We start from the raw sequence: 25958 nt of genomic DNA on the forward strand, positions 1-25958 counted from the left end.
TCTAACGATGCCAAGACTTAACGTGATCGCTCCAGACCAGGCAACCGGCCCGCTGAAAGAAACCTATGACGGGATCACAAAAAAGATGGGCAAGGTGGTGAACATCTTTCAAGGGATGGGCAACAGCCCGGCCGCTTTGAATGCCTATCTTTCGATGTCCGATGCGTTGGCCCAAGGCGAGCTTGCCGCGGAAGAACGCGAGCTGGTTTACTTGGCGGTCAGTGAAGGCAACGGTTGCAACTACTGCGTTTCAGCACACACGATGATTGCGACGAAGCAGGTCGGGGTGTCGGAGAGTGAAACGCTGAAGGCGCGTCGTTTTCAATCGTCCGACAAAAAGCATGCCGCGCTGCTGGCGTTTGTCCGCAAGGTTATCGAGACCAAGGGGTTTGTCGAGGACGACGATTTAAACGACGTGCGACAAGCGGGATACAGCGACGGGCAGCTTGCCGAAGCGATCGGCTACATCGGTCTGGCGACGTTCTCCAATTTGTTCAACCACGTCCACGACACCCCGCTGGATTTTCCGCAGGCGCCCAAGCTGTAGCGGAACTCAAAGGATGACTGGAATGGTCGATGCGATTGAGTGTCGCGGCGTCCACTTCAAGTTTTGGGTGATGTCGAGACGCAACGTTGGCGACGCGCAACGCGGTTCCCAAGCAAAACGCGAGAAGTATACGTAGGGTAAATCGGAAACGGAGCAGAGAACGTATCTGACCCTTCGCTACCGATTCACTGCTTTGTTCCCAGCGAATCCGTTTCAGGGGGGAGTTTGTGTATCGAATGTGAAAAGATTTTTCCGTCCGCGTCGATGACGATGTCAAACGGCAGCTGCTTCACACCAAAGGTTCTTGCCAAGGGTCCGCCCCAACCCGACCCGTCACAGACGTTATGGAATGGTATGGCGTACTTCTCAACAGACGCCTCAAATCGTTCCTTGTCCTCGTCCAAACTCACAAACACGACCGACGCTCCGTCCGTCGTGGCCTGCGAAAGGGTTTCAATGTGTTTTGGCATTTGTGCCAGACAGGGGCGACAACTTGAAGACCAGAAGTGGAGTACAGTGACCGTCCCTTTAAGCGTACTTGAGTTCAGTTCGTTTCCAGAACGATCGGTTGCCGAAAATGCCGGACAGCTGTCTCCAGGATTCAGTTTCTGGTTCTTGCCCATCAGGTTCATCAAGTGATCAAGTATCGCATCCTGGTCATCTTTAGCCGGGTCGATCCCGGCTCCAATTGCCCATGTCTTGATCAGGCGTTTCTCAAGTTTGCTGACGGTCTCATCATGGAGAAGTTGGTGCACTGTTTCACAGGCATCCGTGTCACCGCTTCCCGTCAGACCACAATTTGCCACAAACCGAAGAAAGACGTCTTCGTGCTTCCTCAGGCTGGCAAGTGCCGGCTGACTTCCATCTTTGTTGACGATGTGCGGAAGGATCTCCAATAGGGAAACGCTCGCACTGTTTTCGAACGCCTTTTCAAGTTCGTTTCTCGCAATGCTTTCGGGAAGCACGCCCAGAAGCTGCTTTGCTTGGGCCGGCGAGATCGGAGCTTGGCGGTCGGTGAGCACTTTCATGAATTCGTTCTGCGGCAACGCCGCAACATCGACTGCCGAGTCAGCTAACAGTAACGACGGCACGAGACAGCTTACACAAATGATGGCGATGACTCGCATTGCTTGTTGCTCCCCAATTGGGTGTAGAACGAATTGGGGTCTATCCGCGGATATCGTCGATGTCCAGATGTATATTGAAATCGGGTGAAAGGGTATCCGTCGGCGAACGAACTGCGATCGATCTGCGCATCCGCAGGATCGGGGATCCAGCGGGCGCCCGAACATTGTCGGGCCTCGGGTGGGTCGATCGCAGTACTGGATTAGAGCGGATCCTGTCAGAGGGTTCCAGCTTTTTTAGTGCCAGGTGTGGACTCGCGGAAAGCGAGCCATCGAAGCCCAGCGGGCCGACAGAGTGTTTGCCGAGCCCGTCAGGGCCCGGTCGCCAACGCCGGTATCCCGGAGGGATTGCAGCGAGTCGCCGGAGGTCAGCGCAGCGCCACCTCCGGACCGCGCGCTGGGTCCTCTTTTCCTACCCAAAATTTTCCTCCCTCCCTCTCCGACCGATGCATCACCTGCGGGTCACCATCGGAACACCCGCTCCTTTTCGCGTTGAGGAAGTTGGCAAGGATGCCAACGCAATCTCTCGCAAGCATGCGTCCCACGCCACCGGGTCACGTCGAGCAACCTGCCCCTGCGAACGCCGTCCGCTTCTTGGATCACTTGCACGCCCTTCACCCGCGTTGCGTTGCAAGCCGCGTTTTGATCTCAGTGGTGCACTTCAAAAACCGCGCAAGTCGCCCTTCGGTTCACGGGATGGTTCTGTGTCCCTTTGTTGATGTCGTCGGCGAGGGGATGTCATGTGCCGTTTGATGGACGGATAAGTGCATTTTCAACGACGTATTCTACCTTCGTTGTTTCGACAGTTACCGATCCGCGCATGCGTCTCAGTTCGCCGGTGACGATGCAATCATCGCCTGACGCAATGTTCGCGGTGCTTTCGCTGCGGCGCGTCTCGACAAGGATTGGTTGCCCATCGAATTCGATGTGTTTGAACACGCCGTGTTCTCCTTGGTAGGTGCACGAGAATGTGATGTATCCCTTGTAGCTACGCAGGTGCCGATACTGCGAGACCTTTCTTGGGAATAGCCGTGGAGCGAAGATGGCAAGGAGCACCAGGGATGGCACGAGAAGGAACGAGACGATCTTCCTCGCGCAAGCGTCGGATGCCGCGATCTTGTCTGTCGGCACCGGACACTCTGGTGAGGTTCCAGGGCGTGGGCGCTTGCACTTTCGGCAGACGTTGTAGCCGCGTTCCGTTTCGAATTGGCAGTTGTTGCACTTCCAAGGCATAGCGAGATCAGTTTTACATGCTGTGCAGAACGTTGGACATCACGGGGGACGGAGAGTTGATGCTCCATTCTAGCAAATGCCGCAAGCCGTCCTTCGGTGCAGTACGCCCAACATCCGGTCACCTTACGCCGGTATCCCGGAGGGATTTCAGCGATTAGCCGGAGGTCAGCGCAGCGCCACCTCCGGGCCACAACCACAATTTCTCCCCTCGACCCCGGACGGGGGCGCAGCGAAACCCGGCACCCCGCCGAGCGCAGGCTTCCGGCTAAATGCAAACCTCGAAGATCGAACGAAAGATCAGGATCGATCGCGGGGGCAAGTCGTTTTCCCAACCAGCCGAATGCAGAAAGAAGGTAGGAAAATTTCGGGTAGGAAAAAGGGCGTCTGAAAGACGAGACACCCGGCAAACACCGGGCTCTCTTTTCCTACCCAAAACTTTCCTACCTCCCTCTCCGACCGATGCATCACCCGCGGGTCTCCATCAGGACAACCGTTCCGATTTGCGTTGCGGAAGTTGGCAAGCATGCAACGAACTGCCAAAAAGGCTCCTGACCCTGTTTCTCGCCCGCGAACCTGGCCACGGACGCAGAGCCCGAGCTATCCCGGAGGGATCACAGCGATTAGCCGGAGGTCAGCGCAGCGCCACCTCCGGAGCACAACCACAATTTCTCCCCTCGACCCCGGACGGGGTCGCAGCAAATTCCGGCACCACGCCAGACGCATCCGTCGGTTAAAGAGCAACCACGAAGACCGAACGAAAGATCAGGATCGATCGCGGGGGCAAGTCGTTTTCCCCACCAGCCGAATGCAGAAAGAAGGTAGGAAAATTTCGGGTAGGAAAAAGGGCGGCTGAAAGACGAGACACCCGGCAAACACCGGGCCCTCTTTTCCTACCCAAAATTTTCCTACCTCCCTCTCCGACCGATGCATCACCCGCGGGTCTCGATCAAGACAACCGTTCCGATTTGCGTTGCGGAAGTTGGCAAGCATGCAACGAACTGCCAAAAAGGCTCTTGACCCTTTTTCTCGACGGCGTCAGCGCACCAGTAAAACCGCAGCAGATGAATTGCCACAAAAAGCACGAGAAGACGCGAAAAGAAAAAGGGCGATCCGTCGACAGGCGGTGGTTAGCAGCGCTAACGGCAGCGTTCAGTGGGGCCGTGCGGACGACTCTCGACTTCAAAAGCGTCAATTCGCGGCATCCGTTGCAACCCTGGTTCGTCCATTTACCTCGGCAATGCGACTACGGCTGAATTCACAGCCCTGCTTCAACTCCGTCCCAAAACCATACCATGGACCAGTGAAAGGCAACCTGCGCCGTCGCAATCACGAAAAGCAAAAACGTGGTGAAGACGACCGCAAAGCGATTGAATCGTCGTCCAAGAAACAAGACGAGGGACGAAGCGAAACAGAGAACCGCGTAGAGATGAAAGTAGCGAAACAAGATGGCGCGCCGCGCATCGACGCCCGTAGCTCTACGAGCATCTGATAATACCTCTGGAATTGCGTAGACATTGCCCACGAACAAGACTACGAAAACCACGACAGGTACGAGCCATGATAGAAACGTTCCCCTTTTCGAGTCGCTGCTGAAACTACTTGGTTGTTGACATTCCATGAACGTCTGCTTGGCTGGACGAACTTGTTTATTACCCGGTTGGCCAGGATGGAGGTCTCATCTGCCGCCTTACGCTCGGCTGGATATTGGATTGACGGCCTTCTCCTCGGGGCGGCGATCAGTGGCCTTCGTAGTATCTCGTTTTCGCTCGGATTCACAAGGCGTGGGTGGTCTTGGACTGGCCCGAAGGCTGGTCTGTGGGGTTTTCGGCGATGCTTGAGCAAAGGGGTGGTGGACTACACTGTCTCTTCTTGGAAACCGCCCGAATTCTTCACCGATCGGGGTAACCTGTCCCGCCTTGCTGCCATAGACCTCATGAAATGGCAACTGATTCCCCCTTCGACGATTTGCAGACCGAATCTGCGTTAAGGCGTGTGTGTCGCGGTGAGACGGCAGCATTTGAGGGCGTCGTGCGCCGCTATGAACGGCCATTGCGGGCCTGGCTGGCCGCCCACGCGCCGCCGGGTGTGGATGTGGATGAGCTCGCCCAACGCAGTTTTGTGGCCGCGTTCACGCGGCTGAAGGAGTACCAACCGGGGACGGATTTCGCCGCCTGGTTGTTCACGATCGCACGGTTTCAATTGCGCACCGAGACGACTCGGCTGCGGCGGATCGCCGACTATCACGCCCGTTACGGGCCTGATCTGTTGCAACGCGAGCTGGATCGGCGGTGCGACGAGACGCCGGAGATGTGGACGACGCGACTGGAGAGTTTGCAGATGTGTTTGGACTCCCTCGGCGAGTCGCTGCGCCAATTTATCACTTGGCGTTACGACGAAGAGATTCCGTTGGAAGAGATGGCGGCCCGCTGTGATCGTTCGGTCCCCGCCGTCAAGAAACAGCTTTGGAAGGTCCGGCAGAAGCTGCAACTGTGCATTGAAACCCGAATGGCGACCGCGAACGGAGGTTCAGCGTGATGACAGACGATCGATTCACCGAGCTGTGGACCGACTATCTGGAAGGGGAGTTGGACCAGCGCGGTCTGGCCGAGCTGCGAGAATTGTTGGCGGCCGACCAGAGCCGTGTGGAGTTGGCCGCAGATCTATTTCAAACGCATCGGCTGTTGGGATTGGTCGTCGAAGAAGCACCGAACCGGCAGGATGAATTCGTGCGTGAAACGATGGCCAAGTTGCCGGAGAGTCACGACGATTTTGTCGGCCGCGTGATGTCGAATGTCGCCCAGACGGGAACGACGCCAGGTGAAACAGCACCGAACGGGCTGACCGTTCCCGGCGGCCGGCGTCTGAAGCCGGTCGGGATGTGGGTCGCTGCGGCGGTGTTGTTGCTTGCAGCGTTGTCGTTTTTGCTGTTGCCCAAGCGGCAGCGGGGCGTTGAAATGGCGGCGAGGCAGGCCGAGGTGCGGCTGGCCAGTACCGCGCACGCGACGTTCTTCGGCGAACTGTCGCCGCCGGTCGGAACGGTGCTGACGCCGCAACGTGAGTATGTGCTGATGAGCGGCATGGTGGAGGTCGCGTTTCCCGCCGGTGCGTCCGCGATCCTGGAAGGCCCCGCGGTGTTTCGCGTCACCAGCGATGAAAGCTTGGCCCTGGACGTCGGTCGCTGTAGCGTGCATGCCCCCGATGGCGCCGAAGGGTTTCGGATCGATACGCCGGCGACTCGAGTGGTGGACCGCGGGACACGGTTCGCGGTCAGCGTGTCGGAAACCAGCGAGACGGAAGTGCATGTCACCGAGGGGGCGGCGGATGTTTACGAGCGTTCCGACGCGGTTGCTGCGGAACAAGAAACGCAAACGCGATTGATCCGCGGGCAAGCGAAAGCGTTTGTCGCCGCGGGCCGAGTGGGCGCCCAACCGGTGCCTTTCGATTCCAACGTCTATCGCCGCGGGTTGCCTGATCGTGTGGTGTCCTACGAGGCGACGCAGTCGGTCGGCGGTGGTGCCGAGCATCTGACCAGCGTCACGATGCAGCGTGGCGGACGCGTGGTGAAGATCGCCGCGGATGACTTGATCGCGGCGCGTTTAACCTGGTTCAAAGCCACCGAGCCTCGGGCGTACCTGTGCGGCGGTCAACAGTTGCCCGTTCCGGCAACGGATGTCGTGTTCGATCGCAGTCTGGTCACCGGCGTGATCAATCCCGACGGCAGCGAGCAACCGTTGACGAGCGATCCGATTCTGGCGGGCGATGCCGGAACGCCGGGTTTCGCCGTCCGGTTCGATGCGCCCGTTCGCAACGGGCCGGGAGCCGACGTGGTATTCTTTGATTTGCAAACCTTTGGCAACCCGATCGATGGCGATGCGTTTCACGTCAGTCCGCTGGTGTTTCGTGAAGGGTTAACGTCCCACACGATCCGCCGATACGACTTGACGATGGAATCGCCCGAGGTCCAGGTGTTAGCGAATTTTTACGTCCACCTGTTCGCCCAACCGGCGGACTCGGTCACCCAATTGCAAACGATCCAAGCCGTGCAGCAACGCCAGGCGATGCGGTTTCGCGGGTTGGCCGTGGGAATCGATTTGTCCGATCTGGGGTATGCACCGAACGAAAGCGTTGACGGACTTTTTTTTCAAGATGCGCTGGATGACAAACACATGGTTGATCCGGTCTTCATCGCCGGCCTACCGGAGCTGAACTGAACATGGGAAATGAATCCAAGTGGCGTAAGCTTCCAGCTTGCGATCCCCGCCGGCTTGCCCGGCGAACCTGTTCTCTCGCCGCGCTGTTGCTGCTGTCACTGCTGCCGACCGCATCGCTAGCCGCCGCCGAAAGCGTCCCTCCCGGGCGTGATCTGTTCGAGATTCATGTCCGTCCGATGCTGATGCAGCACTGCATCAAGTGCCACGGCGAGTCCAAACAGGAAGGCGGCTTAAGGCTCGATACCTTCGAAAGCCTGCTCCAGGGCGGTGATTCCGGACCCGTGATCGTCGCGGGAAAACCGGAGGAAAGCCTGTTGCTCGAAGCCCTGCGCTACGAATCGTTCGAAATGCCGCCGAGTGGCCAGTTGGACGATTCGGTCAGCGTCGGAATCGAGCAATGGATCCAAGCGGATTCGCCCTGGCCGCAGGGTCTGGTGTTGAAGCCGACGCCGAAGATCACCGACACCGATCGCGACTGGTGGTGCTATCAACCGATCGGCAATCCCGACGTGCCGCAGGTGGACGATAACGGTTGGTGCCGCAACGAGATCGACCACTTTGTGTTCCAGCGACTCGATCAAGAAGGCATCGAGCCGGCATCGCAATCCGAATCCGGGAAACTCGTTCGACGCGCCCACTTTGCCGTGACGGGACTGCCGCCCAGCGGTCCATCATCCGCCTCGCTGGCCACCGGCGAGGGTTGGTACGAGGCGCTCGTCGATCAATTGCTTGACGAGCCCGCCTACGGAGAAAACCAGGCGCGGTATTGGCTGGACCTGGTTCGCTACGCCGATTCGGACGGCTACAACGCCGATCATGGGCGTCCCGAAGCGTACCACTATCGCGATTACGTGATTCGGTCCTTCAACGAAGACAAGTCGTATGATCGATTCATCATGGAACAACTGGCCGGCGATGAAGTCGATCCCGGCAACCGTGACGCGTTGATCGGCACGATGTATCTGCGGCATTGGATCTACGAATGGAATCAACGCGATGTGGAGGGCCAATGGCAACAGATTCTCAGCGACGTCACCGAGACGACGGCCGACGTGTTCCTTGCGCAGGGATTGAAATGTGCCCGTTGTCACGACCACAAGTTTGATCCGCTGCTACAGAAAGACTACTTCGCGATGAAGGCGTTCTTCGCGCCGCTGCAACCGCGTGAAGATCAGCCGATCGCGGACGTGGAAACACGCACCCGGTATTTGCAACAACAACAGGCTTGGGAAGCGGCGACAGAGGACATCCGTGAGCGGTTGCACGAAATCGAAACGCCGGTGTTGCTGGAGCATGCCACGCGGGAAGGATTTGACAAGTTCACCAAAGAGATTCGGGCGATGATCTCCAGTCGTCGCTGTGACCGCAGCCCCTACGAGCATCAGATCGCATCGCTGGCATCGAATCAATTTGATGTGCATCCGGAGAAGTTGGCCGAGTGGTTGGATGAAGAAACCGAGGCCGAACGCCAGCGGTTGCGAAAGCAGCTTGCCGAGTTCGACGATTTGAAACCGGAGCCGTTGCCCACACTCAAGTTCGTTGCCAGTGATGTCGGACCGGTCGCGCCGCCGACCACCATTCCCGACTCCGCCGATTCATCGCCGATTCCCCCGGGCTACCCGGTGATTCTGGATGACAAGCCGGCCGAGATTCAACCGCCGCCGGCGGCCTTGCGATCGACCGGACGCCGCACCGCACTGGCTCGGTGGATTACTGATCCCGACAATCCGCTGACGGCGCGGGTGATCGTCAATCGCGTTTGGCAACAGCACTTCGGACGTGGTCTGGTGGAAACGACCAGCGATTTCGGACGTTTAGGAACGCCGCCGTCCCATCCCGAGCTGCTCGACTGGTTGGCCCGGCGGTTCATGCAGGACGGTTGGAGTCTGAAAAAACTGCATCGTTTGATTTTGACATCGGCCACCTATCGCCAATCCTCCGAGCGGCCGATGGATGAGCAACTGGCAAAGCTCGATCCGCAAAACGTTTTTCTGTGGCGGATGAATCCACGACGGCTGTCCGGTGAAGAGATTCATGATGCGGTGCTGGTGGCCAGCGGGAAATTGGCGAAAGAGAAACGCGCGATCTACAAAACGGTCAAACGCAACAAGCTGGATCCGCTGTTGGCGGTGTTCGATTTTCCTGATCGTGTGGAGAGTCAATGCAAACGGCACCGGACGACCACGTCACCCCAAGCCTTGTTGATGATGAATGATCCGTGGCTGCATGATCGGGCGACCGATCTGTCACGCGAGATGGATTCGGCGAGTCTTGAGACGCTGGTCCGCAGTGTTTACCAAAACATTTACTTTCGCGAACCCAGCGACGTCGAACTTCAGCAGGCCGCGCAGTTCGTCGGTTCCTATGAATCGATCTCTCCGATGCCCGCGGTGCCGAAACAGTTGACGTCCTTCCCGGACGGGCGATCGGCGATCTCGCTGAAAGCGGAGCGGCCGACGGAGATTCAGATTCCGGCGGTCAAGACGCTGCAAACCGCATCCGACACGACCGCATCCGACAGTGGTGACTTCACGATCGAAGCGACGGTGATGTTGGATTCGCTGTATCCGGATGCTTCCGTGCGGACGATCGTCGCCAACTGGTCGGGCAATCAATCACAACGGGGCTGGTCCCTCGGCGTGACGTCCACCAAGAGCGCGTTCAAGCCCCGCAACCTGATCTTGCAACTGATCGGTTCGCGTGACGATCCGCAAGGCAAACCGGAATACGAAGTCGTCGCGTCCGATCTGCGGCTGGAACTGAACCGGCCCTATTACGTTGCCGTGTCGATCGATCTGGACGACGCATCGAAGAACGGTATCACGTTCTACGTGCAGGATTTGTCAAAGCCTGACGGAAAGCCACAGGTTGCGAACGTGCAGCATCGTGCCCGCTGGAATGTGCAAGCCGATCGGCCGATCGAAATCGGTGGCCGTTCGAATCGCCATCGCTGGGATGGACTGATCCAGAATGTCCGTCTGCATCAAGCTGCCCTCAGCGGTGACGAAGTGGTGCAACAGATGACCGGTGATGCATCGAAGGCCCGGTTGGTGTTTGATGTCCAGTTCGCCAAAGCGGATCGGTTGGGCCAGGATCTGTCCGGCAACGATTTGCATGCGGTGATTCAATCGGGGGATGCCACGACGGCATCGCCCCGCGAGCGCGCCCGCGTGGCGTTGCTTCACGCGCTCTTATGCTCCAATGAGATGATCTATGTCGATTAATAAAAAGAATCGCGAACACCTGTCACGCCGCCAGATGTTGCTGCAAAGCGGCAGCGGATTTGGGGCGATGGCCTTGGCGGGCATGCTGAATCAAGACGGTGCGATGGCGGCACCGGCGTCGGCTCCGTCACCCTTGGCCGCAAAGATGACACATCACCCGGCGAAGGCCAAGAGTGTGATCTTTTTGTTCATGGACGGCGGGCCGAGCCATCTGGACACCTTCGATCCCAAACCGGCATTGGAAAAGTTGGCCGGCAAACCGATCCCCGAAAGCTTCGGCCGGGTGATCACGGCGATGGGCGAATACGACTCGCCGATCCTTCCTTCGGCGCGGAAGTGGAAACAGCACGGCGAGAGCGGATTGTGGATTTCCGACTGGCTGCCGCACACCGCAGAGATGGCCGACGAGTTGGCCGTGATTCGGTCCTGTTGGACCAACGGCATCAACCACTCCGGCGGCATCTGCCAAATGAACACGGGCAGCCAGTTCGCCGGCCGGCCGTCACTGGGCAGCTGGGTGACCTACGGGTTGGGTTCAGAAAATGAAAATCTTCCGGCCTATGTCGTCATGCAAGAAGGCAAGGGCCGCGTGATCAACGGGGCGCGCAACTGGGGCGCGGGATTCATGCCGGCGGTCTATCAAGGCACGACGATGCAAAAGACGGGGCCTCCGTTTGCAAACATCCATCCACCCAAGCACGTGGCGTCCGACCAGCAACGCCAGGAACTCGATTTTCTGTCGCAACTGAATCAACGTCACGCCGCCACACGCCAAGACAACACGGATTTGGAAGCTCGGATTCGAAGCTTTGAACTCGCGTTCCAGATGCAATCGCACGCACCCGAAGCCGTCGATCTGTCACAGGAATCCGCCGACACGCATCGGTTGTACGGACTCGACGATGAAGCGACGGAACCGTACGGTCGCAATTTGTTGATGGCGCGGCGACTGGTCGAACGCGGCGTGCGGTTTGTGCAGTGTTACCACGGGGCGGGCAGCAAGTGGGACGCCCACGATAACATCGAAGCCAACCACACCAAGATGTGCCGCGGCATGGATCTGCCGGTCGCGGGTCTGTTGAAGGACTTGAAACAACGGGGTTTGTTGGAACAGACGTTGGTGGTCTGGGGCGGCGAATTCGGACGCACACCGATGAGCGAAAAAGGCGACGGTCGCGATCACAACCCGACCGGGTTCACGATGTGGATGGCCGGCGGCGGCGTGCGATCGGGACAGGCATATGGAACGACGGACGAAGTCGGCTTGCACGCGGTGGAAGATCGTTTGCACGTCCACGATGTGCATTCGACGATCCTGCACTTGATGGGCGTCGATCATCGCAAACTGGTTTATGTCCACAAGGGACGCCCCGAACGAATCGATCAAAACGAAGGGCGTGCGTATACGGAGATCGCGGCGTCATGAAGTACGGTCAGTCATTTTTCTTCTGTCTGGCGTTGTTGGTCGGCGGCAGCGCGTCGATTGCCCAAGACACCGCGAAATCCCAGCCGGTGGTGGGCCAGGATGTCGTGCATTGGGACTTCGACGACGACGATGTCGTTCCGCCGACGGTTCGAGGCAGCGTGCAACGGGAGCTGCCCGGGCCGCGTCCGCCGGAATTTCCCGACTTTGCCGCAAACAACTCCGCCGTGCGGTTCGGCGGCGGGTACATGGCCATCGCCGACACCGGGCCGGAAAGTCAATTCGATTTCACCAACGGTGATGCCGTCACGCTGGAGGGTTGGGTGAATCCGATCGGCATCCGCCCCGGAGACCTTTGGTACGTGATCGGCAAGGGGCGAACCGGTTCGCCGGGCTTTGCACGCGACAACCAGAACTGGTCTCTCCGCGTGACCGGCGACAAGGGCGAGGCACGCGTCAATTTTTTGTTCGCGACCAAGCCGACCGGCGGCGACAAGCACTGGCACCGCTGGACGTCGAAGCAAGGGTTTCCGCTGAACACCGGATGGCACCACGTCGCGATCCGCTATCGTTTCGGTGATCCCAAATCGATTCGCGGGTTCATCAACGGCCAGCCCACCGACGGTGTGTGGGACATGGGCGGCGCGACGAGCGAGCCGCCGGTCGTGGACGATGACGAGGTTCGGATCGGCAGCCGTTTCAAGGGCATGATCGACGCCGTGGCCATCCACCGCGAAGAGCTCGATGACAACACGATCGCGGCAAAGTTTCGACGGGTCGGAGGACCGCGTGTCGTCAAGCTGCAGCCCGAAGTCATGCCCGAGCTGAGTGATGTTCCCGAAGGCCGCGTGTTGATGCAGCTTTTCAGCGGCTTCCCGACACACGACCGTTGGTTGTATGACGGCGAGATGCAGCCGGACGAATCGGCGCGTTGGGTGGGCGATGAATTTCTGCTTCCTCGAATCCCGCTGCAATTCGATGATTGGGGCATTCGTACCGGCTGGAACGCGCCGGTGTTGTTGCGAATGGCCGCCGACGTCGATTTGCCGGTCGGAACGCATGCTTTTCTGTTGCGTGCCCGTGGCCTGGGACGGTTGTGGGTCGACGGCCAGTTGGTGTCGCGAACCAAGGCCCACAGCAAGGCGCCGCCCAACGGTGAGGAACCGATGACGCCGCTCGCGGTGCCGCCACTGCCCGGCGTGCGGGTGCACGGGTATCGGCAACAGGAAGTGATCGCGGAAGCGACGATCCAGCCGCAGGCTGACCGCACGACGCGCCGTTGCCGTGTCGTGTTGGAACTGTTGGTCGGCGGCAGCAGTCGCCGTACCGAGACCGGCGAAGTCTGTGTGGCGATGCTGACCGAAGACGGCACGTCCTATGACGTGCTGGGGGGCGGGACGAAACGTTTGCCGTTGACTGATGAAGCTGTCCAGCCGGCACTCGATCGGATTGAAAACTCGTTGGTACAACTCGACGACCAGCGCCGTCGCGCCGCAGCGGCGTCCCAGGATTCGTTTTGGCATCGACGTCATCAGCTCGCTCGACAATGGACGCAGGAGCATCCGGCGCCGTCGATTCCCGCGCCCGGCGGTCATCCCGTCGACGCGTTTGTCGAGCAGAAGATTGAAACTGCGATCGCCGAATCGGCCGCCGACGATGATCGTCAGAGCGAACACTTTCACGGCAAGGTGCTGCCGTTGCTGCGAGAGCAATGTTTCCGCTGTCACGGCGAAAAGACCAAGGGTGGTTTGAAGTTGGACTCGCGCGCCGCGGCACTGCAAGGCGGTGAATCAGAACTCCCCGCCGTGGTTCCCGGTGATCTGGAATCGAGCGAGTTGATCGCGCAGATCCGCAGCGGAGCGATGCCGCCGACCGATGAGGGATTGTCGAACGAACAAATTAAATTGTTGGAGCAATGGGTCCGCGACGGAGCGACCTGGCCCGCCCCGCCACTGGCGCCCGACCAGGTGGCACTGGCGCCGGTCGTCGGCGACGAAGCGTTTTTGCGACGCATTTATCTGGACACGGTGGGCGTGCCACCGAGTGCCGACCAGGCCAGGGCGTTTCTTGGCGATCAACGCGCCGACAAGCGACAGCGTCTGATCGATGATCTGCTGTCGGACGATCGTTTCGCCGACCACTGGATGAGTTTCTGGCAGGATTTGTTGGCGGAGAATCCATCGCTGCTGAATGCTTCGCTCAATAGTACGGGGCCGTTTCGCTGGTTCCTGTATGATGCGTTGCGGGACAACAAGCCGCTCGACCGCATGCTGACGGAATTGATGTTGTTGCGTGGTGGTGCGTCCGAAGGCGGCAGCGCCGGGTTCGGCGTGGCCGCGGAGAATGACTCGCCGATGGCGGCCAAGGGACACATCATCGCGTCGGCATTTTTGGGTATCGAACTGCAGTGCGCTCGCTGTCACGATTCGCCCTATCACAGCACGACGCAGCAGGATTTGTATTCGTTGGCCGCGATGATGGCCCGCAAATCGGTCAAGGTTCCCGCGACCAGCCGCGTTCCATCCGGGTTCTTTGAAAACCAGCAGAATCGCGAGTCGTTGATTCAGGTGACGCTTGCGGCGGACGAATCGGTCACGCCCGAGTGGCCATTCGCGGAGCAAACCGGTGCGGTCGATGGCGCGGAGATTGACGCGTTGATGATGAAGCCGACCGACACCCGCGAACGACTCACCGCGCTGGTCACGGCTCCCCAGAACACACGGTTCTCCAGCGTCATCGTCAATCGAGTTTGGAAGCAATTGGTCGGCGCGGGGATTGTCGAACCCGTCCACGATTGGGAAGGCCGCGGCGCCAGCCATCCGCAACTGCTCGATTGGCTCGCGCACGAACTTGTTGCGAACGATTACGACCTGCGGCACATCGTGCGTCGGATCGTGACGTCGAAACTGTATCAGCGCTCGGCGATCGGGACGAATCTGCAAGCGTCGTCGGAGTTGCGGTTTTTCAACGCGCCGGAGCGGCGTCGTTTGACGGCCGAGCAAGTCGTCGATTCGTTGCATCATGCGACAGGCAACTCGATCGATGTCGAAGAGCTGACGTTTGTGCATGACGGGCGGCGTCCGCTGAGCAACCGTCAAACGCTGGGGCGTCCCAGCCGGGCGTGGATGTTCGGCGATATCAAGAACGAACGCGATCGACCGAGTCTGTCACTGCCCAAAGCTCGGGCGGTGCTCGATGTATTGGAAGCGTTCGGATGGACGGGCGCGCGGCAAATGCCGATCGTCCAGCGGGAGACCGACCCGAATGTGTTGCAGCCGGGCATCCTGGCCAACGGCACGTTGTCGATGACGCTCACACGGGCTTCGCAACAGAGCCAATTGGCCGAGCTTGCGATCGATGCCGCCTCCGCCGAATCGTTGGTCGAAACGCTGTTCCTGCGTCTGCTGTGCCGTTTGCCGAATTCGGAGGAACGCGAAACATTCACCGCCGCACTGGCCGACGGGTTTAACGAACGTGTGTTGCCCGATTCGGAGATCACGCAATACGAGCCGCCCGAGCCGTTGCCGCTGGTCACTTGGTTCAACCATCTGCGTCCGCGGGCCAACGAGATTCAAGTGGAACTGGAACGCCGCGTCGCGGCCGGCCCACCACCCGACCCGAGGTTGGAAACGTCCTGGCGCGAAGTTTATGAGGACGTCGTTTGGAGTTTGGTCAACCACCGCGAATTTGTTTGGATCCCGTAATCAAGACATGAACATGAAAGCTTTCACTCGACGCGACGTGCTGACGGCGGCTGCTGCGACGGCAGGCGGATTGGGCCTCGCGTCTTTGGGGCGTGCGAATCCGTCCAGGCAGGAAACATCCGGTAATCTGATCCAAGGCAAAACCGAGCACGTGATTTCGATCTGGCTCGGCGGCGGCATGGGCCAGATCGACACCTTTGATCCCAAACGCAAGGGTGATCCGAAAAAGAAGCAGCCGGGTTCCTATTACGAGTCGATCGACACGGCTGTTCCCGGAGTGCAGGTGTGCGAACACCTGTCGAACATCGCGCCGCTGATGGACCGTGTCACGGCGGTCCGTAGTGTGCATCATGAGATGATCGATGAACACGCCGCGGCCACCAACCGCATGCACACCGGTCGGCCGATCAGCGGAACGGTGACGTACCCGTCGCTGGGATCGATCATCGCACACGAACGCGGTGCCGCCGGTGACGGTGCGCCGCCGTACGTCTTGATCGGCTACCCCAACGTGACGCGTGGTCCGGGGTTCCTGGGGGCGCGTGACAGTTATCTGTATCTGACCGATACCAGCCGAGGCCCGGCCGGGTTGAGTCGTCCCGATGGGATCACGCCACAGCGGCAATCGCGGCGAGAAAAGTTTCTGGCCACGCTGCAGCGAAACGGAGATCCGACCGCGGAACAACGACTGATCGATTACGACGCGGCGATCCGCCAGAGTCTGGAGCTGAGCGGTCCGAGTTTCAACCGCGTGTTCCAACTCGATCGCGAACCGGCCGATTTGCGGACACGTTACGGCGGCGAATTTGGCCAGCGCTGTTTGCTCAGCCGCCGGCTGGTCGAGCGTGGAGTGCGTTTTATTGAAGTGTCGCACAACCTGAACTTTCTCAACGGTGCCGGCTGGGATGTGCACAATGCCGGCATCGAGCAACAGCACAAGTTGATTCAGGAGATGGACACCGCGGTGTCCACGTTGATTCTGGATCTGGAACAGAAGAAGCTGCTCGATAAAACGCTGATCGTGATCACCAGTGAGTTCGGTCGTCCGCCGGAGTTTGACAGTGGCGGCGGGCGTGGCCATCAAGGGACGGCGTTCAGTTGTATCCTGGCCGGCGGCGGCATGGCCCACCGGGGCGTCTGGGGTGAAACCGATGAGCTGTCCAAAAAGATCGTGTCCAACCCTGTCGGCGTGCCTGATTTCTTCGCCACGATCTGTGCCGCTGCGCAAGTCGACTATCGAAAGAATCTGTACGCCGGCGACCGCCCGGTCCCGATCACCGACCGCGGCGAGCCGATTAGGGAACTGCTGGTTTGATCGTGCGTTGTTTAGGACGATCGTTTTTTGCGCGTACGATGGCCCTTCCGGGCCGTCGTTCGTTGCACTCTGTGCGACGACGTAGAAAGGACGTCGTACAACGATCCGCGGACCGCGTGTGACCCAATCGACTTGAAGAGGTCACAACTTCCTGCCGGGACGGTGGTTTGGGGAACTGCACGACGTCCTGGCCACGGGTGGGAGACGTGTCTGCGGGGTTTTAACGCGGTTTTTACTGGATTGGTGGTCAAGAACTTGCCAGAATAGTCGGGTCATGATCACAGCATCGGTGCCAAGTGGAGAAGAACAGTGAGCCTGCGGACATTTACATTCCTCGCGAGTGTTGCCTTTTTTCTTCAGCCAAACGTCGCGTCGATCGCGGATGACAAACTTCCGGAGGTTCAGTCATCCGAGAATCTTGTTGCCGCCGAGCTGGACCAACATGCAACCGATATCCGATCGATCGACAGGCGCTTTCTGGACGCCCGTGATCGCTTGGAACAATCGTACATTCAAGAACGAAAATCGCTCCGTGAAACGCTGGTGCGGCGGTTGAACAAGCAAAAGAAGGCCCATACCGAGAAGGGCGAGCTCGACATCGCCGTTGCCATCCGCGATCACATGGAACGAATCGAAGCAACCGAGATTGTTCCGCCGAACCAGCCGTCAACGAAAGAGATCAGTTCGGGGCCAGCTGGATCCCCGGACATCTTGGGGACCTGGCGTTGGAACAACGGTGTGGATATCAAGAATCTTGTCAGTGGACAAACCAATGGGGCGGGGACTTGGCGATTGGTCGATCCGCAGACGCGAACCTACGAATTCCGGTGGAAACGGATTCCCCCGGATCGGGTCACGCTTTCGCCAAACGGACGCGTTCTGGAAGGAACGAAGGCTCACGATCCAAGCTTTCGGGTGTGGGCAGTCCGTATCGATTGAGCGCTATTGAGACGGAGCTGCTTGAGCGTGACATTTCGTGCAATCGAGTACGTTAGGAAATAACATCTAATCAATCGGCTGGCGAGGCATACGTTTCTCTGCCGCGGCATTCTGCGATTCACTACTTTGGAGCAAAAGCCGGCGATACGCCACTTAAAGAAACGGGTACTCCAGATCTCCGCGTAGAATGCGAACAATTTCCAATGTGTCATCGTTCTCACGGAAAAAGATGATGTAGCTTCCCACATAGGTGGAACGAATGCGCTCGCCAAGATCGCTGCGATCATCACCGATGTCCGGATGCTTTGCAGCCAATCGACACCTCTGGCGGAGCTTCGCTACCCATTTCCGTGCGGCGTCTGGCTTGTCTTTAGCGATGAATCGTGCGATCTCTGTAAGGTCTTCTTTCGATGCTGCGGAATAACGAAGTCTAGGCATCAACCTATCCTTGATTGCCCGACGACTCTGCACGGCGAATTTCTTCTTCGACGTCGGCGAACACGGTCAGTTCATCAAATGACTCGCTATGATCAAGCTGGCTCACGCCAACCGCGATTTTCGCTCGAAGTTCTTCACGTCCCTTCAATAATCGAATGCCCTCGATAACTGCTTCTTCTTCCGATTGGTACCTACCCTGTGCGACAAGGCTTTTAACATAATCGTTAGCTTCGACCGGTAAGTTGAAGTTCATTGTTTGTCTCCGCCGCAATTGGGGCACACGACGTCGTTCCGACGCACGGTCTAAATTAGATTTCTTCTTCGTCATTTTACTTCCTACGCTTTGGGCGTGTCCACTGGGAACGCAAACTCGCTGACGTCACACTGGACTGGTTACACTTATTCGGACGCCTCCCCTTGCTTCGCTCGACCCCTGCCAGGAGAGTGACTTCGAAATGTGACCCGTTCGATTTTCGTTGACCTTCCTTCCGCTTTCCACGATGAATCTTCAACTCTTCCATCTGGTGACGGCCATCGCGTCTTGCGTTTTGCTCGGTTCCACTGTTCGCGGTGAATCCCCCGCGGCTAACGCCCTCGACGAAGCGATTTCGCAATATCCCATCGCAGGCGTCGTTCGGTCGGCGATCGGAGTCACCCGCGCGGACACGCCGATCCCTTGTTTGCTTTCCCCCGAAAGCCTGGATGCCGACTCGAAGAAGTTTCACATTCTGCTGATCGGTGGACTTGATGGGCAGCTCGCATCGGTTCGACTGGCGCTCGAGGCGATGGTCGCCTTTCAAAAGGAATCGAAACTTTCGCAGCGTTACACCGTTTCCTGCGTCCCTTGCGCGCGTCCCGACGCGTTGGATCGCGAAACGATCCATGCGCAGTCGTTTCCTCCGCGTGGAAACGCTTACAACCAACCGGACAACGACGTCGCCCACTATCTTTGGCGGTGGATCGGCATGCACGCGCCGGATCTGGTAATCGATCTTCGGGCCGTCGGCAACGACGAATGGGTTTACCCCAACCAGCCGGCAAAACTGTTGAAAGAATTGCAGTCCCATGGGTTGGACATCAGTGATCGGACGGCCCCGCCGGACTCGCTGGTCGCCGCGTTAAACCAGCACCAGGCATCGGGGGTGGGATCGATTCCAGCGTTGCAAACCGGCAGTCGCCACGCGATTCCATGGATCACCGCTGCCTTGGATCGTTTGTCGATGGCTCGGCCGCATTCGGAGGCCCGCAACGAGATCAAGCGTCGGCTGTCGCGATCGCCGCTTGAAATAGCTCGGGAACTGTCGGTCGTCTATGGGCATCAACTCGATAGCGTCCAGTACATTCCCGCGTTGGCCGTCATCGGCCGGATGCGGCTGGGCGAATTGACGAACGATCCCCAACTGTTGCGCGATGCAATCAAGCTGGGCGATCCGTATCTGAGCGGCGAACGGGAATCCATGCCGCCCAAATCGAACGGCAGCACGTTGTCGGGACATCTCGTTTTTTCGCAACTCGCCCGACGCAGCGGTGATAGCCGCTGGACGGCGTTGGCGAAGAAGGCAGCCGATGACGGTTTCGACGCCAACGGTCAGCCGAAAGAGTCGATGCCGTTTCACAATGAAATGAGCGATTCGGTGTTTATGGGCTGCGCGATTCTGGCCGAGGTCGGTGCACTGACCGAAGAATCAAAGTATTTTGATCAATGCGTGCGGCACTTGCAGTTCATGCAGACGCTCTGCCTCCGCGATGACGGCCTGTACCGTCACTCGCCGCTCAATGAAGCCGCCTGGGGACGCGGCAACGGTTTTCCGGCGTTGGGAATGGCGTTGTCGTTGAGCGCACTTCCCGCGGACACGCAGGCTCATCGGGTGTGCTTGAATTCGTATCGAGACCATTTACAGGCTTTGAAAGAACATCAGGACCCGACGGGGGCTTGGCATCAAGTGATCGATCGTGAAGAGAGTTACCGAGAGTTCACCAGCACCTGTATGATCACGTTCGCCATCGTTCGCGGTCTGCGACAGGGTTGGATTGACGCACGGGAATGGACGCCCGTGGTGGAGAAATCTTGGCGGGCGATCAAGTCACGGATCGGCTCGAGCGGACAACTCGTCGATGTCTGCACCGGGACAGGAAAACAGAAAACGGTTCGAGACTATCATGACCGCACGGCGATTCTCGGTCGTGATGACCGCGGGGGCGCCATGGCATTGCTGGTTGCAACCGAGATCGCATATTGGGAGAAGCAATGATGGGTTTGACGTGTCGCTGCGTTTTGTTGGTGCTCGGGTTGCTGCTCGCAACTCCCACGATGGCCGACGATTCGGGCGTCCATATTTATGTTTCCCCGACGGGGCTGGATTCGCAAACGGGGACATCGGAGCAACCGTTTGCTTCGATCTCGCGAGCCCAGCAGGCGGTTCGTGATGTTCGTGCCGCCGGTGGCGATCAAGCTGTGACCGTTCATCTGCGGGCCGGTCATTATCGACTGAGTCAAACGATCAGGTTTACCGCAGCCGATTCGGGGGCGTCGTCGGAACATCCGGTGCGTTATCGCGGGGAGTCCGGCGAAGTGGTCTTGTCCGGCGGACGTCGAATCGATGGCTGGCAACGTGATCCCGAACATCCAGGGCTGTGGAAGACACGTGTTGCGGTGCCGCGATCCGGCGAGGGTGACGCCTGGCGATTTGAACAATTGTGGGTCAACGGGCGCCGGGCCACGCGAGCGAGGACGCCGAACGATGGTGAGTTTTTCACCTTGTTGGGCGTCGGTGAAACGCCCGTCGAAGCGTCGTCGCCGAGATTGAAGCATACCTTCGCCACGCGGGCAAGCGACTTGGATTCGCTGCAAGACACGGATTCGGATGCGCTCCACGATGTTCAAGTCGTCGTGTATCACAAATGGGACACGACGCGTGAATGGTTGCAATCGTGCTCGCCCGGTGACGGCTTGTTCACGACCCATGGCTCACCGATGAAGTCTCACAATCCGATGAAACGTGATTGTTTGTACTTTCTGGAAAACGATTTCGGTGCACTCGATGCCGCCGGGGAATGGTTTTTGGATCGACAGGGATGGTTGTTTTATCGTCCGCGCGAGGGCGAGACGATCGAGACGGTCAACGCGGTCGCTGCCGCGCTGCCGCGGTTGTTCGAATTCCAGGGTGACGAGGATGATCCCCAGCGGCGCGTTCTGCACATTCATTTCGAAGGGCTGGCCCTGCGGCACGCCGAGTATCGCATTCCCGATGAAGGCATTCGCCCGAATCAGGCGGCGATGAACGTCGACGCCACCGCGGTCCAGCTTGATGGCGCCCGCGGGATTCGCTTCATCGATTGCGCGGTCGAACACATCGGCGGCAGCGGGTTTTGGTTTCGTCGGGCGTGTCGCGATTGTCGCGTCGAACGAACGCGAGTCTTTGATGTCGGCGTCAGCGCCGTGCGAATCGGCGAGACACGGTTGGTTCCCGAACCGGTACGCACGTCGGGAATCGCGGTCGACAACTGCATCCTGCACCGCGGCGGACGAATCTTGCCGTGCGCCGTCGGTGTCTGGATCGGACACAGCAGCGACAACGCGATCACCCACTGCGATATCGCCGACTTTTATTACACCGCCGTTTCGGTCGGCTGGCGTTGGGGGTATGCCGATAGCGGAGCGAAACGCAACCGCATCGAGTCCAACCATTTGCATCACATCGGGTACCGCATTCTCAGCGACATGGGAGGCGTGTACACGTTGGGGCCATCGGAGGGCACGAGCGTCAGCGGCAACGTGATCCATGACGTCTACGCGACCCGTTACGGCGGTTGGGGGCTGTATCCCGACGAGGGCAGTTCCCACATCGTGTTTGAAAACAACCTGGTGTACGACGTTCGCGACGGAGGATTTCATCAGCACTACGGTCGCGAAAATATCGTCCGCAATAACATTCTGGCGTTCAGCGAGGAAGGCCAGGTTGCGGTGACGCGGGCAGAGCCGCATCTCTCGTTTACATTCGAGCGCAATTTGGTTTACTTTGACGATGGTCGGTTGCTCGGGTATTCGGGTTGGAACAACGGTGCCAACGTTTCGATGAACCACAACCTGTACTGGCGCACCGGTGGCCAGCCCTTTGACTTTGCCGGCAAGACGTGGCAGCAATGGCGCGACGCCGGCCATGATCAGAATTCGATCATCACCGATCCGATGTTTGTCGATGTTGACCGGCGCGATTTCAGATTGCGGCCCGGATCGCCCGCATCCTCGATCGGCTTTGTCCCCTTCGACACCACGTTGGCCGGCGTTCAAGGTGACCAGGCTTGGAAGGATCTGGCCGCGGCGACAACCTATCCCGAACCTTATCAGGTTCCACCGCCGGCTGCGGTCGACGTTCGCGATGACTTTGAAACCGAACATCCGCTGTCGCTGGTGAGTCTGGCGACGTTGTCCGACGAAGGCCGAAAGTCACTGTTTTCGGTGGTGCCAACGCCCGGCGGCAACGGGCATTGTTTCAAGGTCCAAGACGCGGCGGATATGCGGGCCGCGTTCAATCCGCATTTCTATTGGGATCCCCATTACACGCAGGGGAAATCGCGACTGAGTTTCCGCATCCGTCTGGAACCGGGCGTCGCGGTGGCCTGCGAATGGCGCAGCAAGACCCAACCCTATCAAACGGGGCCGAGTTTGCAGTTCAGCGGAACGGCGGTGCACAGCCGCGGCCAAAAACTGTTCGACATCGAAGCGGGGACGTGGTTGCACGTCACGATGGAGGCAATTCAAGGACAGCCCAACGGTGGTTGGCAGGCGACGTTTGAATTGCCCGATGGGCGGCGGCACGAAGTCGGCGATCTAACGTGTGATCCCGATTGGACCGAGACGCGTTGGGTCGGTTTCATCGCGTCGGCACGCAGCGACGGCGCGTTCTACTTGGATGACGTCGAGATGCAGAACGAGTGAGACTGTTTGACGAGCAGCCGTGACGACCCACGTGGAAAGAGATGCCGGCCGTTCATCATTGAAGTGGAGTCACACTCCCTTTGGGACGTCGATTCTCTCCCTCTGGGAGAGACGGCGTTTGCGCAGCAAGCAAACGCCAGAGAGGGCCGGCGCTGCAAAAGTCTTGGCGCCTTGCGCTACGATCACTCCGTCACAACCAATCGACCCTCCCCTCGCTGCGCTCGACCCTCCCTGCCAGGGAGGGTTTCTTCAGTTGTGGTGATACCAGGGACTGCCACGAGGGTGGCGCACGAAAACTGCACGACCTCTGTGCGGGGGCTGACAGGCTGGAAGCCTATCCCACGTTGACAGGCTGGAAGCCTATCCCACGTTGGTTACTTCGTTGACTCTGGCTTCAGAAAGTCATACTCCGGCGAAACACATCTGCCTGCGGACGATTTGAACACCAACCGCAACGACTCGCGGCTTTCGGGATAGCGTCCCTTGTCGTCGGTCGCGTCCTGCCACCGTTGCAGTTGCCGGCGATGTTCTTTCAGCACGGAATCGTATTCGGTTTTCATCGCCAGGTTGATCGTCTGGTGGGGATCCGTTCTCAGATCGTACAGCTCTTCTTCGGGGCGATGTTCCGCGTCGTAATAGGACGCCTGCAACGGGCTGAGTTTCCCGGCGGCGAGCAGCTTGCGAAGTGTGGTGAACGTGGCATAGTTTTCGCGGTACTGTGGCTGGTACAGGGCGCGATCGGTTTTGTAGTTTCGGATGTAGCGAAAGTTGCCCGAACGCACGGTACGGATGCGGTCGATTGCGTTGCCCATCCGGTCGCGGGCTGAGATCACGTACCGACGTGGTTGAAAGTCGTCGGCGAACAGATCGCGTCCCTCCATGAACGCGGGGATGTCGATTCCCGCCAGCCCGAGAGACGTTGTGGTGATGTCGATTCCGCTGACCAGGTCCGACCGTGTTTGACCACGCCGGGCGATCCGATCGGTGCCGCTCGGCCAGTGGACCACCAGGGGAACCTTGGTGCCGTCCTCGTACAAGAACTGTTTGGCTCGCGGCAGCGGGCTGCCGTGGTCGGTGAAGAAGAACACGGCGGTGTTGTCCCACAGGCCGTACTGCTTCAACGCCGACAGGATGGCTCCGACTTGTGCGTCGGTTTCGGCGATCTGTTCGTAGTGCCGTGCGATGGCGTTTCGGAACACGGGGTGATCGGGATACTGCGGCGGCACAGTCACCTGGTCTTCGGTGACCCGGCTGGGCGCCGGGTATTTGGATCCCGTTTCGCCTTCGATCTTGCCGCCCTTGAGTTGAATTTGGCCGAAGAACGGTTTGCCTTGCAATTGTTTCAACCAGGACACGTCGCGGCCGATCATGTGGCTGTTGACTTGTTTGCGCGACGGGCGATTGAAATCCGGCGAGTACAGGATGTCGCGATCGCGGGCGAAGTTGTAGTCGTCTTTTGCTTCGTTGAACGTCAGGTAACCGGCATCTCGAAACAGTTCCGGGACGGTCACCACCCCGTCGGGCAACGGTTTTTTGATCATCGTGCGATGTTGATGCAGACCGTGGGTCGTCTGCATCGTACCGGTGATCAAAGCCGATCGGGTGGTCGAACACACCGGCGCCGGCATGTAGGCACGGGTGAACATCACGCCGCCGTCGGCCAGGCTGTCGATGTGGGGCGTTTCGGCAACCGTGTCGCCGTAGCAACCCATCCAGTCGCTCATGTCGTCGACATAGATCCATAAGATATTGGGACGATCCGCCCGGGCCTGGCAGGCACAGCATGCCAAAAGCACTGTGGTGATCAGCGTCGCGATCTGGGGCAAGCGATCAGGTTGCCGAAAGAGCAATTTTGTCATGTGATGAGAACCGAAAGGGTCAACGAGTGGTGGACGTCTATCGTAGCTACGCTCGCTGAGGCATGGTAGATCCGCCGATCGGATCAGTCTTGCCAGCCGACGAAGATTTGCGTTGAAAAGTTTGTCGCCGCGTCGTTTCTTTCAGTAGCGGAACTCGTCAACGGCCCGTTGATTTAGTCCGGATCTGTTGCGTCCACGGTGAGCCGCCGGCCGTAAGGCCTCGGGCGGGCGCCAGAACGCCCGGCCGCTGACGCGCCCGCGGCTCACTCAATCAATAGGCCGTTCACCCCTCTGCGGCGTCCGATTGATCGTTTTCGATCTTGGTCCAGACAAACGACTGAAGTGGCGGCAGGTTCACCGGGATGATTTCTGTCTTGGGGGGACCGAACAACGGGCGGGCGTAGTCTTTCACATCGGACGCCAATTGATAGGCGATGAACACGCCGCCGGGGCGAAGGACTTCGTGGACCGATTGGGTGATCTGCTTGGCGACCATCGGCGGCAAGTGGCTGAAAGGGATCCCCGAGATCGCCACGTCGGCCTTGCCGAAATCGTGCCGTGTCACGATCTCGATCAGATCGCACGCGTCGGCGATTTCAACGGTCAGCCGCGGGTCGTTGATGGCACCGAGCGATTCGGCGAAGGCATCCGTTTTCTCGATCGCCAGCAACCGGGCGTCGTCGCGCATCGACGCCAACAGGGCTTGCGTCGTTCCACCGTCTCCCGGTCCAAGCTCGATGACGCGACTTGCCTGGCGGACACAATCGCGATCGGCCAGGTGTTCCCTCAAGAACGGCGAACTGGGGCAAAGCGTGGCGACCTCCGTCGGGTTCCGCACCCACGCTTTCAACACGCACCAAACCCGCTCGGCGAACGAAGGCGGGGCCGAGTCAGACGGTGCCGAGTCAGGCGGTGCCGAGTCAGGCGGGGCCAAAGCGGGAACGGAGGGGGACGATCCGGATCGACCGGCGGGGGAAATGGCGGTGGGCATGGGGAGTCCGT

The 25958-nt window shown here is 59.1% G+C and carries 17 protein-coding genes; 11 read left to right on the forward strand and 6 right to left on the reverse strand.

The genetic code is table 11. The annotated features are described in order from the left end of the window. Positions 1-7: 7 nt before the first annotated feature. Positions 8-547, forward strand: a complete 540-nt coding sequence (locus Enr13x_RS00905) for a carboxymuconolactone decarboxylase family protein (protein WP_197455683.1) — start codon at positions 8-10, stop codon at positions 545-547. Between the two features lie 185 nt (positions 548-732). Here Enr13x_RS00905 and Enr13x_RS00910 read toward each other — a convergent pair whose 3' ends face one another. Both Enr13x_RS00910 and Enr13x_RS00915 read right to left on the reverse strand, forming a co-directional pair. Continuing rightward, positions 733-1674 carry a TlpA family protein disulfide reductase gene (locus Enr13x_RS00910; RefSeq protein WP_197455684.1) on the reverse strand — a complete coding sequence of 314 codons (942 nt, stop codon included), beginning with the start codon at positions 1672-1674 and terminating at the stop codon, positions 733-735. 735 nt (positions 1675-2409) lie between these two features. Further along, positions 2410-2802 carry a hypothetical protein gene (locus tag Enr13x_RS00915; protein ID WP_145384260.1) on the reverse strand — a complete coding sequence of 131 codons (393 nt, stop codon included), beginning with the start codon at positions 2800-2802 and terminating at the stop codon, positions 2410-2412. A gap of 1090 nt (positions 2803-3892) precedes the next feature. On the opposite strand from Enr13x_RS00915, the gene Enr13x_RS00920 reads away from it, so the two are divergent. From Enr13x_RS00920 to Enr13x_RS00955, 8 genes are all read left to right on the forward strand, one after another. Next, positions 3893-4393: a hypothetical protein gene (locus Enr13x_RS00920; RefSeq protein WP_145384262.1), complete on the forward strand. Its 501-nt coding sequence runs from the start codon at positions 3893-3895 to the stop codon at positions 4391-4393. A 449-nt stretch (positions 4394-4842) separates the two neighbouring features. Then, a complete protein-coding gene (locus tag Enr13x_RS00925) occupies positions 4843-5439 on the forward strand; it encodes a sigma-70 family RNA polymerase sigma factor (protein ID WP_145384264.1) in 597 nt (198 codons plus the stop codon). Continuing rightward, on the forward strand, positions 5439-7115 hold the full coding sequence (locus tag Enr13x_RS00930; RefSeq protein WP_145384266.1) for a FecR domain-containing protein: 1677 nt from the start codon (positions 5439-5441) through the stop codon (positions 7113-7115). The genes Enr13x_RS00925 and Enr13x_RS00930 overlap by 1 nt, the downstream gene beginning before the upstream one ends. Positions 7116-7117: 2 nt before the next feature. After that, positions 7118-10339 (forward strand): DUF1553 domain-containing protein, encoded by a 3222-nt coding sequence (locus Enr13x_RS00935; protein ID WP_145384268.1) that lies wholly within the window; start codon positions 7118-7120, stop codon positions 10337-10339. Beyond that, positions 10329-11765, forward strand: a complete 1437-nt coding sequence (locus tag Enr13x_RS00940) for a DUF1501 domain-containing protein (protein ID WP_231744026.1) — start codon at positions 10329-10331, stop codon at positions 11763-11765. Before Enr13x_RS00935 ends, Enr13x_RS00940 begins: the two co-directional genes overlap by 11 nt. Next, positions 11762-15466, forward strand: a complete 3705-nt coding sequence (locus Enr13x_RS00945; RefSeq protein WP_145384270.1) for a DUF1553 domain-containing protein — start codon at positions 11762-11764, stop codon at positions 15464-15466. The genes Enr13x_RS00940 and Enr13x_RS00945 overlap by 4 nt, the downstream gene beginning before the upstream one ends. Positions 15467-15473: 7 nt before the next feature. Then, the gene (locus Enr13x_RS00950; protein WP_145384272.1) at positions 15474-16781 is read left to right on the forward strand and encodes a DUF1501 domain-containing protein; all 1308 of its coding nucleotides are present in this window, start codon (positions 15474-15476) and stop codon (positions 16779-16781) included. Between the two features lie 309 nt (positions 16782-17090). Continuing rightward, positions 17091-17720 carry a hypothetical protein gene (locus Enr13x_RS00955; RefSeq protein ID WP_145384273.1) on the forward strand — a complete coding sequence of 210 codons (630 nt, stop codon included), beginning with the start codon at positions 17091-17093 and terminating at the stop codon, positions 17718-17720. A gap of 153 nt (positions 17721-17873) precedes the next feature. Here Enr13x_RS00955 and Enr13x_RS00960 read toward each other — a convergent pair whose 3' ends face one another. Both Enr13x_RS00960 and Enr13x_RS00965 read right to left on the reverse strand, forming a co-directional pair. Continuing rightward, entirely contained in the window at positions 17874-18158 is a 285-nt protein-coding gene (locus Enr13x_RS00960) for a type II toxin-antitoxin system RelE/ParE family toxin (protein ID WP_145384275.1), read from the reverse strand. Positions 18159-18162: 4 nt separating this feature from the next. Beyond that, positions 18163-18486 (reverse strand): ribbon-helix-helix domain-containing protein, encoded by a 324-nt coding sequence (locus Enr13x_RS00965; RefSeq protein WP_231744027.1) that lies wholly within the window; start codon positions 18484-18486, stop codon positions 18163-18165. Between the two features lie 172 nt (positions 18487-18658). Here Enr13x_RS00965 and Enr13x_RS00970 point away from each other — a divergent pair, with 172 nt between their 5' ends. Then, complete coding sequence (locus tag Enr13x_RS00970; protein ID WP_145384277.1) at positions 18659-20410, forward strand: glycoside hydrolase family 88 protein; 1752 nt, start codon at positions 18659-18661, stop codon at positions 20408-20410. Further along, positions 20407-23097: a right-handed parallel beta-helix repeat-containing protein gene (locus Enr13x_RS00975; protein WP_145384279.1), complete on the forward strand. Its 2691-nt coding sequence runs from the start codon at positions 20407-20409 to the stop codon at positions 23095-23097. Before Enr13x_RS00970 ends, Enr13x_RS00975 begins: the two co-directional genes overlap by 4 nt. A 374-nt stretch (positions 23098-23471) precedes the next feature. Here the strand turns inward: Enr13x_RS00975 and Enr13x_RS00980 are convergent, their stop codons facing one another. Next, positions 23472-24956 carry a sulfatase family protein gene (locus tag Enr13x_RS00980; protein WP_145384281.1) on the reverse strand — a complete coding sequence of 495 codons (1485 nt, stop codon included), beginning with the start codon at positions 24954-24956 and terminating at the stop codon, positions 23472-23474. 283 nt (positions 24957-25239) lie between these two features. Next, a complete protein-coding gene (locus tag Enr13x_RS00985) occupies positions 25240-25947 on the reverse strand; it encodes a class I SAM-dependent methyltransferase (protein ID WP_145384283.1) in 708 nt (235 codons plus the stop codon). Positions 25948-25958 lie beyond the last annotated feature (11 nt).

Source organism: Stieleria neptunia (assembly GCF_007754155.1).
GTDB lineage: Bacteria > Planctomycetota > Planctomycetia > Pirellulales > Pirellulaceae > Stieleria > Stieleria neptunia.

What these genes read in the sequence shown, in the direction of transcription:
- Enr13x_RS00905 (WP_197455683.1), top strand. Translation starts at nt 8, where the DNA reads ATGCCAAGACTTAACGTGATCGCTCCAGACCAGGCAACCGGCCCGCTG.
- Enr13x_RS00910 (WP_197455684.1), bottom strand. Translation starts at nt 1,674, where the DNA reads ATGCGAGTCATCGCCATCATTTGTGTAAGCTGTCTCGTGCCGTCGTTA.
- Enr13x_RS00920 (WP_145384262.1), top strand. Translation starts at nt 3,893, where the DNA reads ATGCAACGAACTGCCAAAAAGGCTCTTGACCCTTTTTCTCGACGGCGT.
- Enr13x_RS00925 (WP_145384264.1), top strand. Translation starts at nt 4,843, where the DNA reads ATGGCAACTGATTCCCCCTTCGACGATTTGCAGACCGAATCTGCGTTA.
- Enr13x_RS00930 (WP_145384266.1), top strand. Translation starts at nt 5,439, where the DNA reads ATGACAGACGATCGATTCACCGAGCTGTGGACCGACTATCTGGAAGGG.
- Enr13x_RS00935 (WP_145384268.1), top strand. Translation starts at nt 7,118, where the DNA reads ATGGGAAATGAATCCAAGTGGCGTAAGCTTCCAGCTTGCGATCCCCGC.
- Enr13x_RS00940 (WP_231744026.1), top strand. Translation starts at nt 10,329, where the DNA reads ATGTCGATTAATAAAAAGAATCGCGAACACCTGTCACGCCGCCAGATG.
- Enr13x_RS00945 (WP_145384270.1), top strand. Translation starts at nt 11,762, where the DNA reads ATGAAGTACGGTCAGTCATTTTTCTTCTGTCTGGCGTTGTTGGTCGGC.
- Enr13x_RS00950 (WP_145384272.1), top strand. Translation starts at nt 15,474, where the DNA reads ATGAACATGAAAGCTTTCACTCGACGCGACGTGCTGACGGCGGCTGCT.
- Enr13x_RS00960 (WP_145384275.1), bottom strand. Translation starts at nt 18,158, where the DNA reads ATGCCTAGACTTCGTTATTCCGCAGCATCGAAAGAAGACCTTACAGAG.
- Enr13x_RS00965 (WP_231744027.1), bottom strand. Translation starts at nt 18,486, where the DNA reads ATGACGAAGAAGAAATCTAATTTAGACCGTGCGTCGGAACGACGTCGT.
- Enr13x_RS00970 (WP_145384277.1), top strand. Translation starts at nt 18,659, where the DNA reads ATGAATCTTCAACTCTTCCATCTGGTGACGGCCATCGCGTCTTGCGTT.
- Enr13x_RS00975 (WP_145384279.1), top strand. Translation starts at nt 20,407, where the DNA reads ATGATGGGTTTGACGTGTCGCTGCGTTTTGTTGGTGCTCGGGTTGCTG.
- Enr13x_RS00980 (WP_145384281.1), bottom strand. Translation starts at nt 24,956, where the DNA reads ATGACAAAATTGCTCTTTCGGCAACCTGATCGCTTGCCCCAGATCGCG.
- Enr13x_RS00985 (WP_145384283.1), bottom strand. Translation starts at nt 25,947, where the DNA reads ATGCCCACCGCCATTTCCCCCGCCGGTCGATCCGGATCGTCCCCCTCC.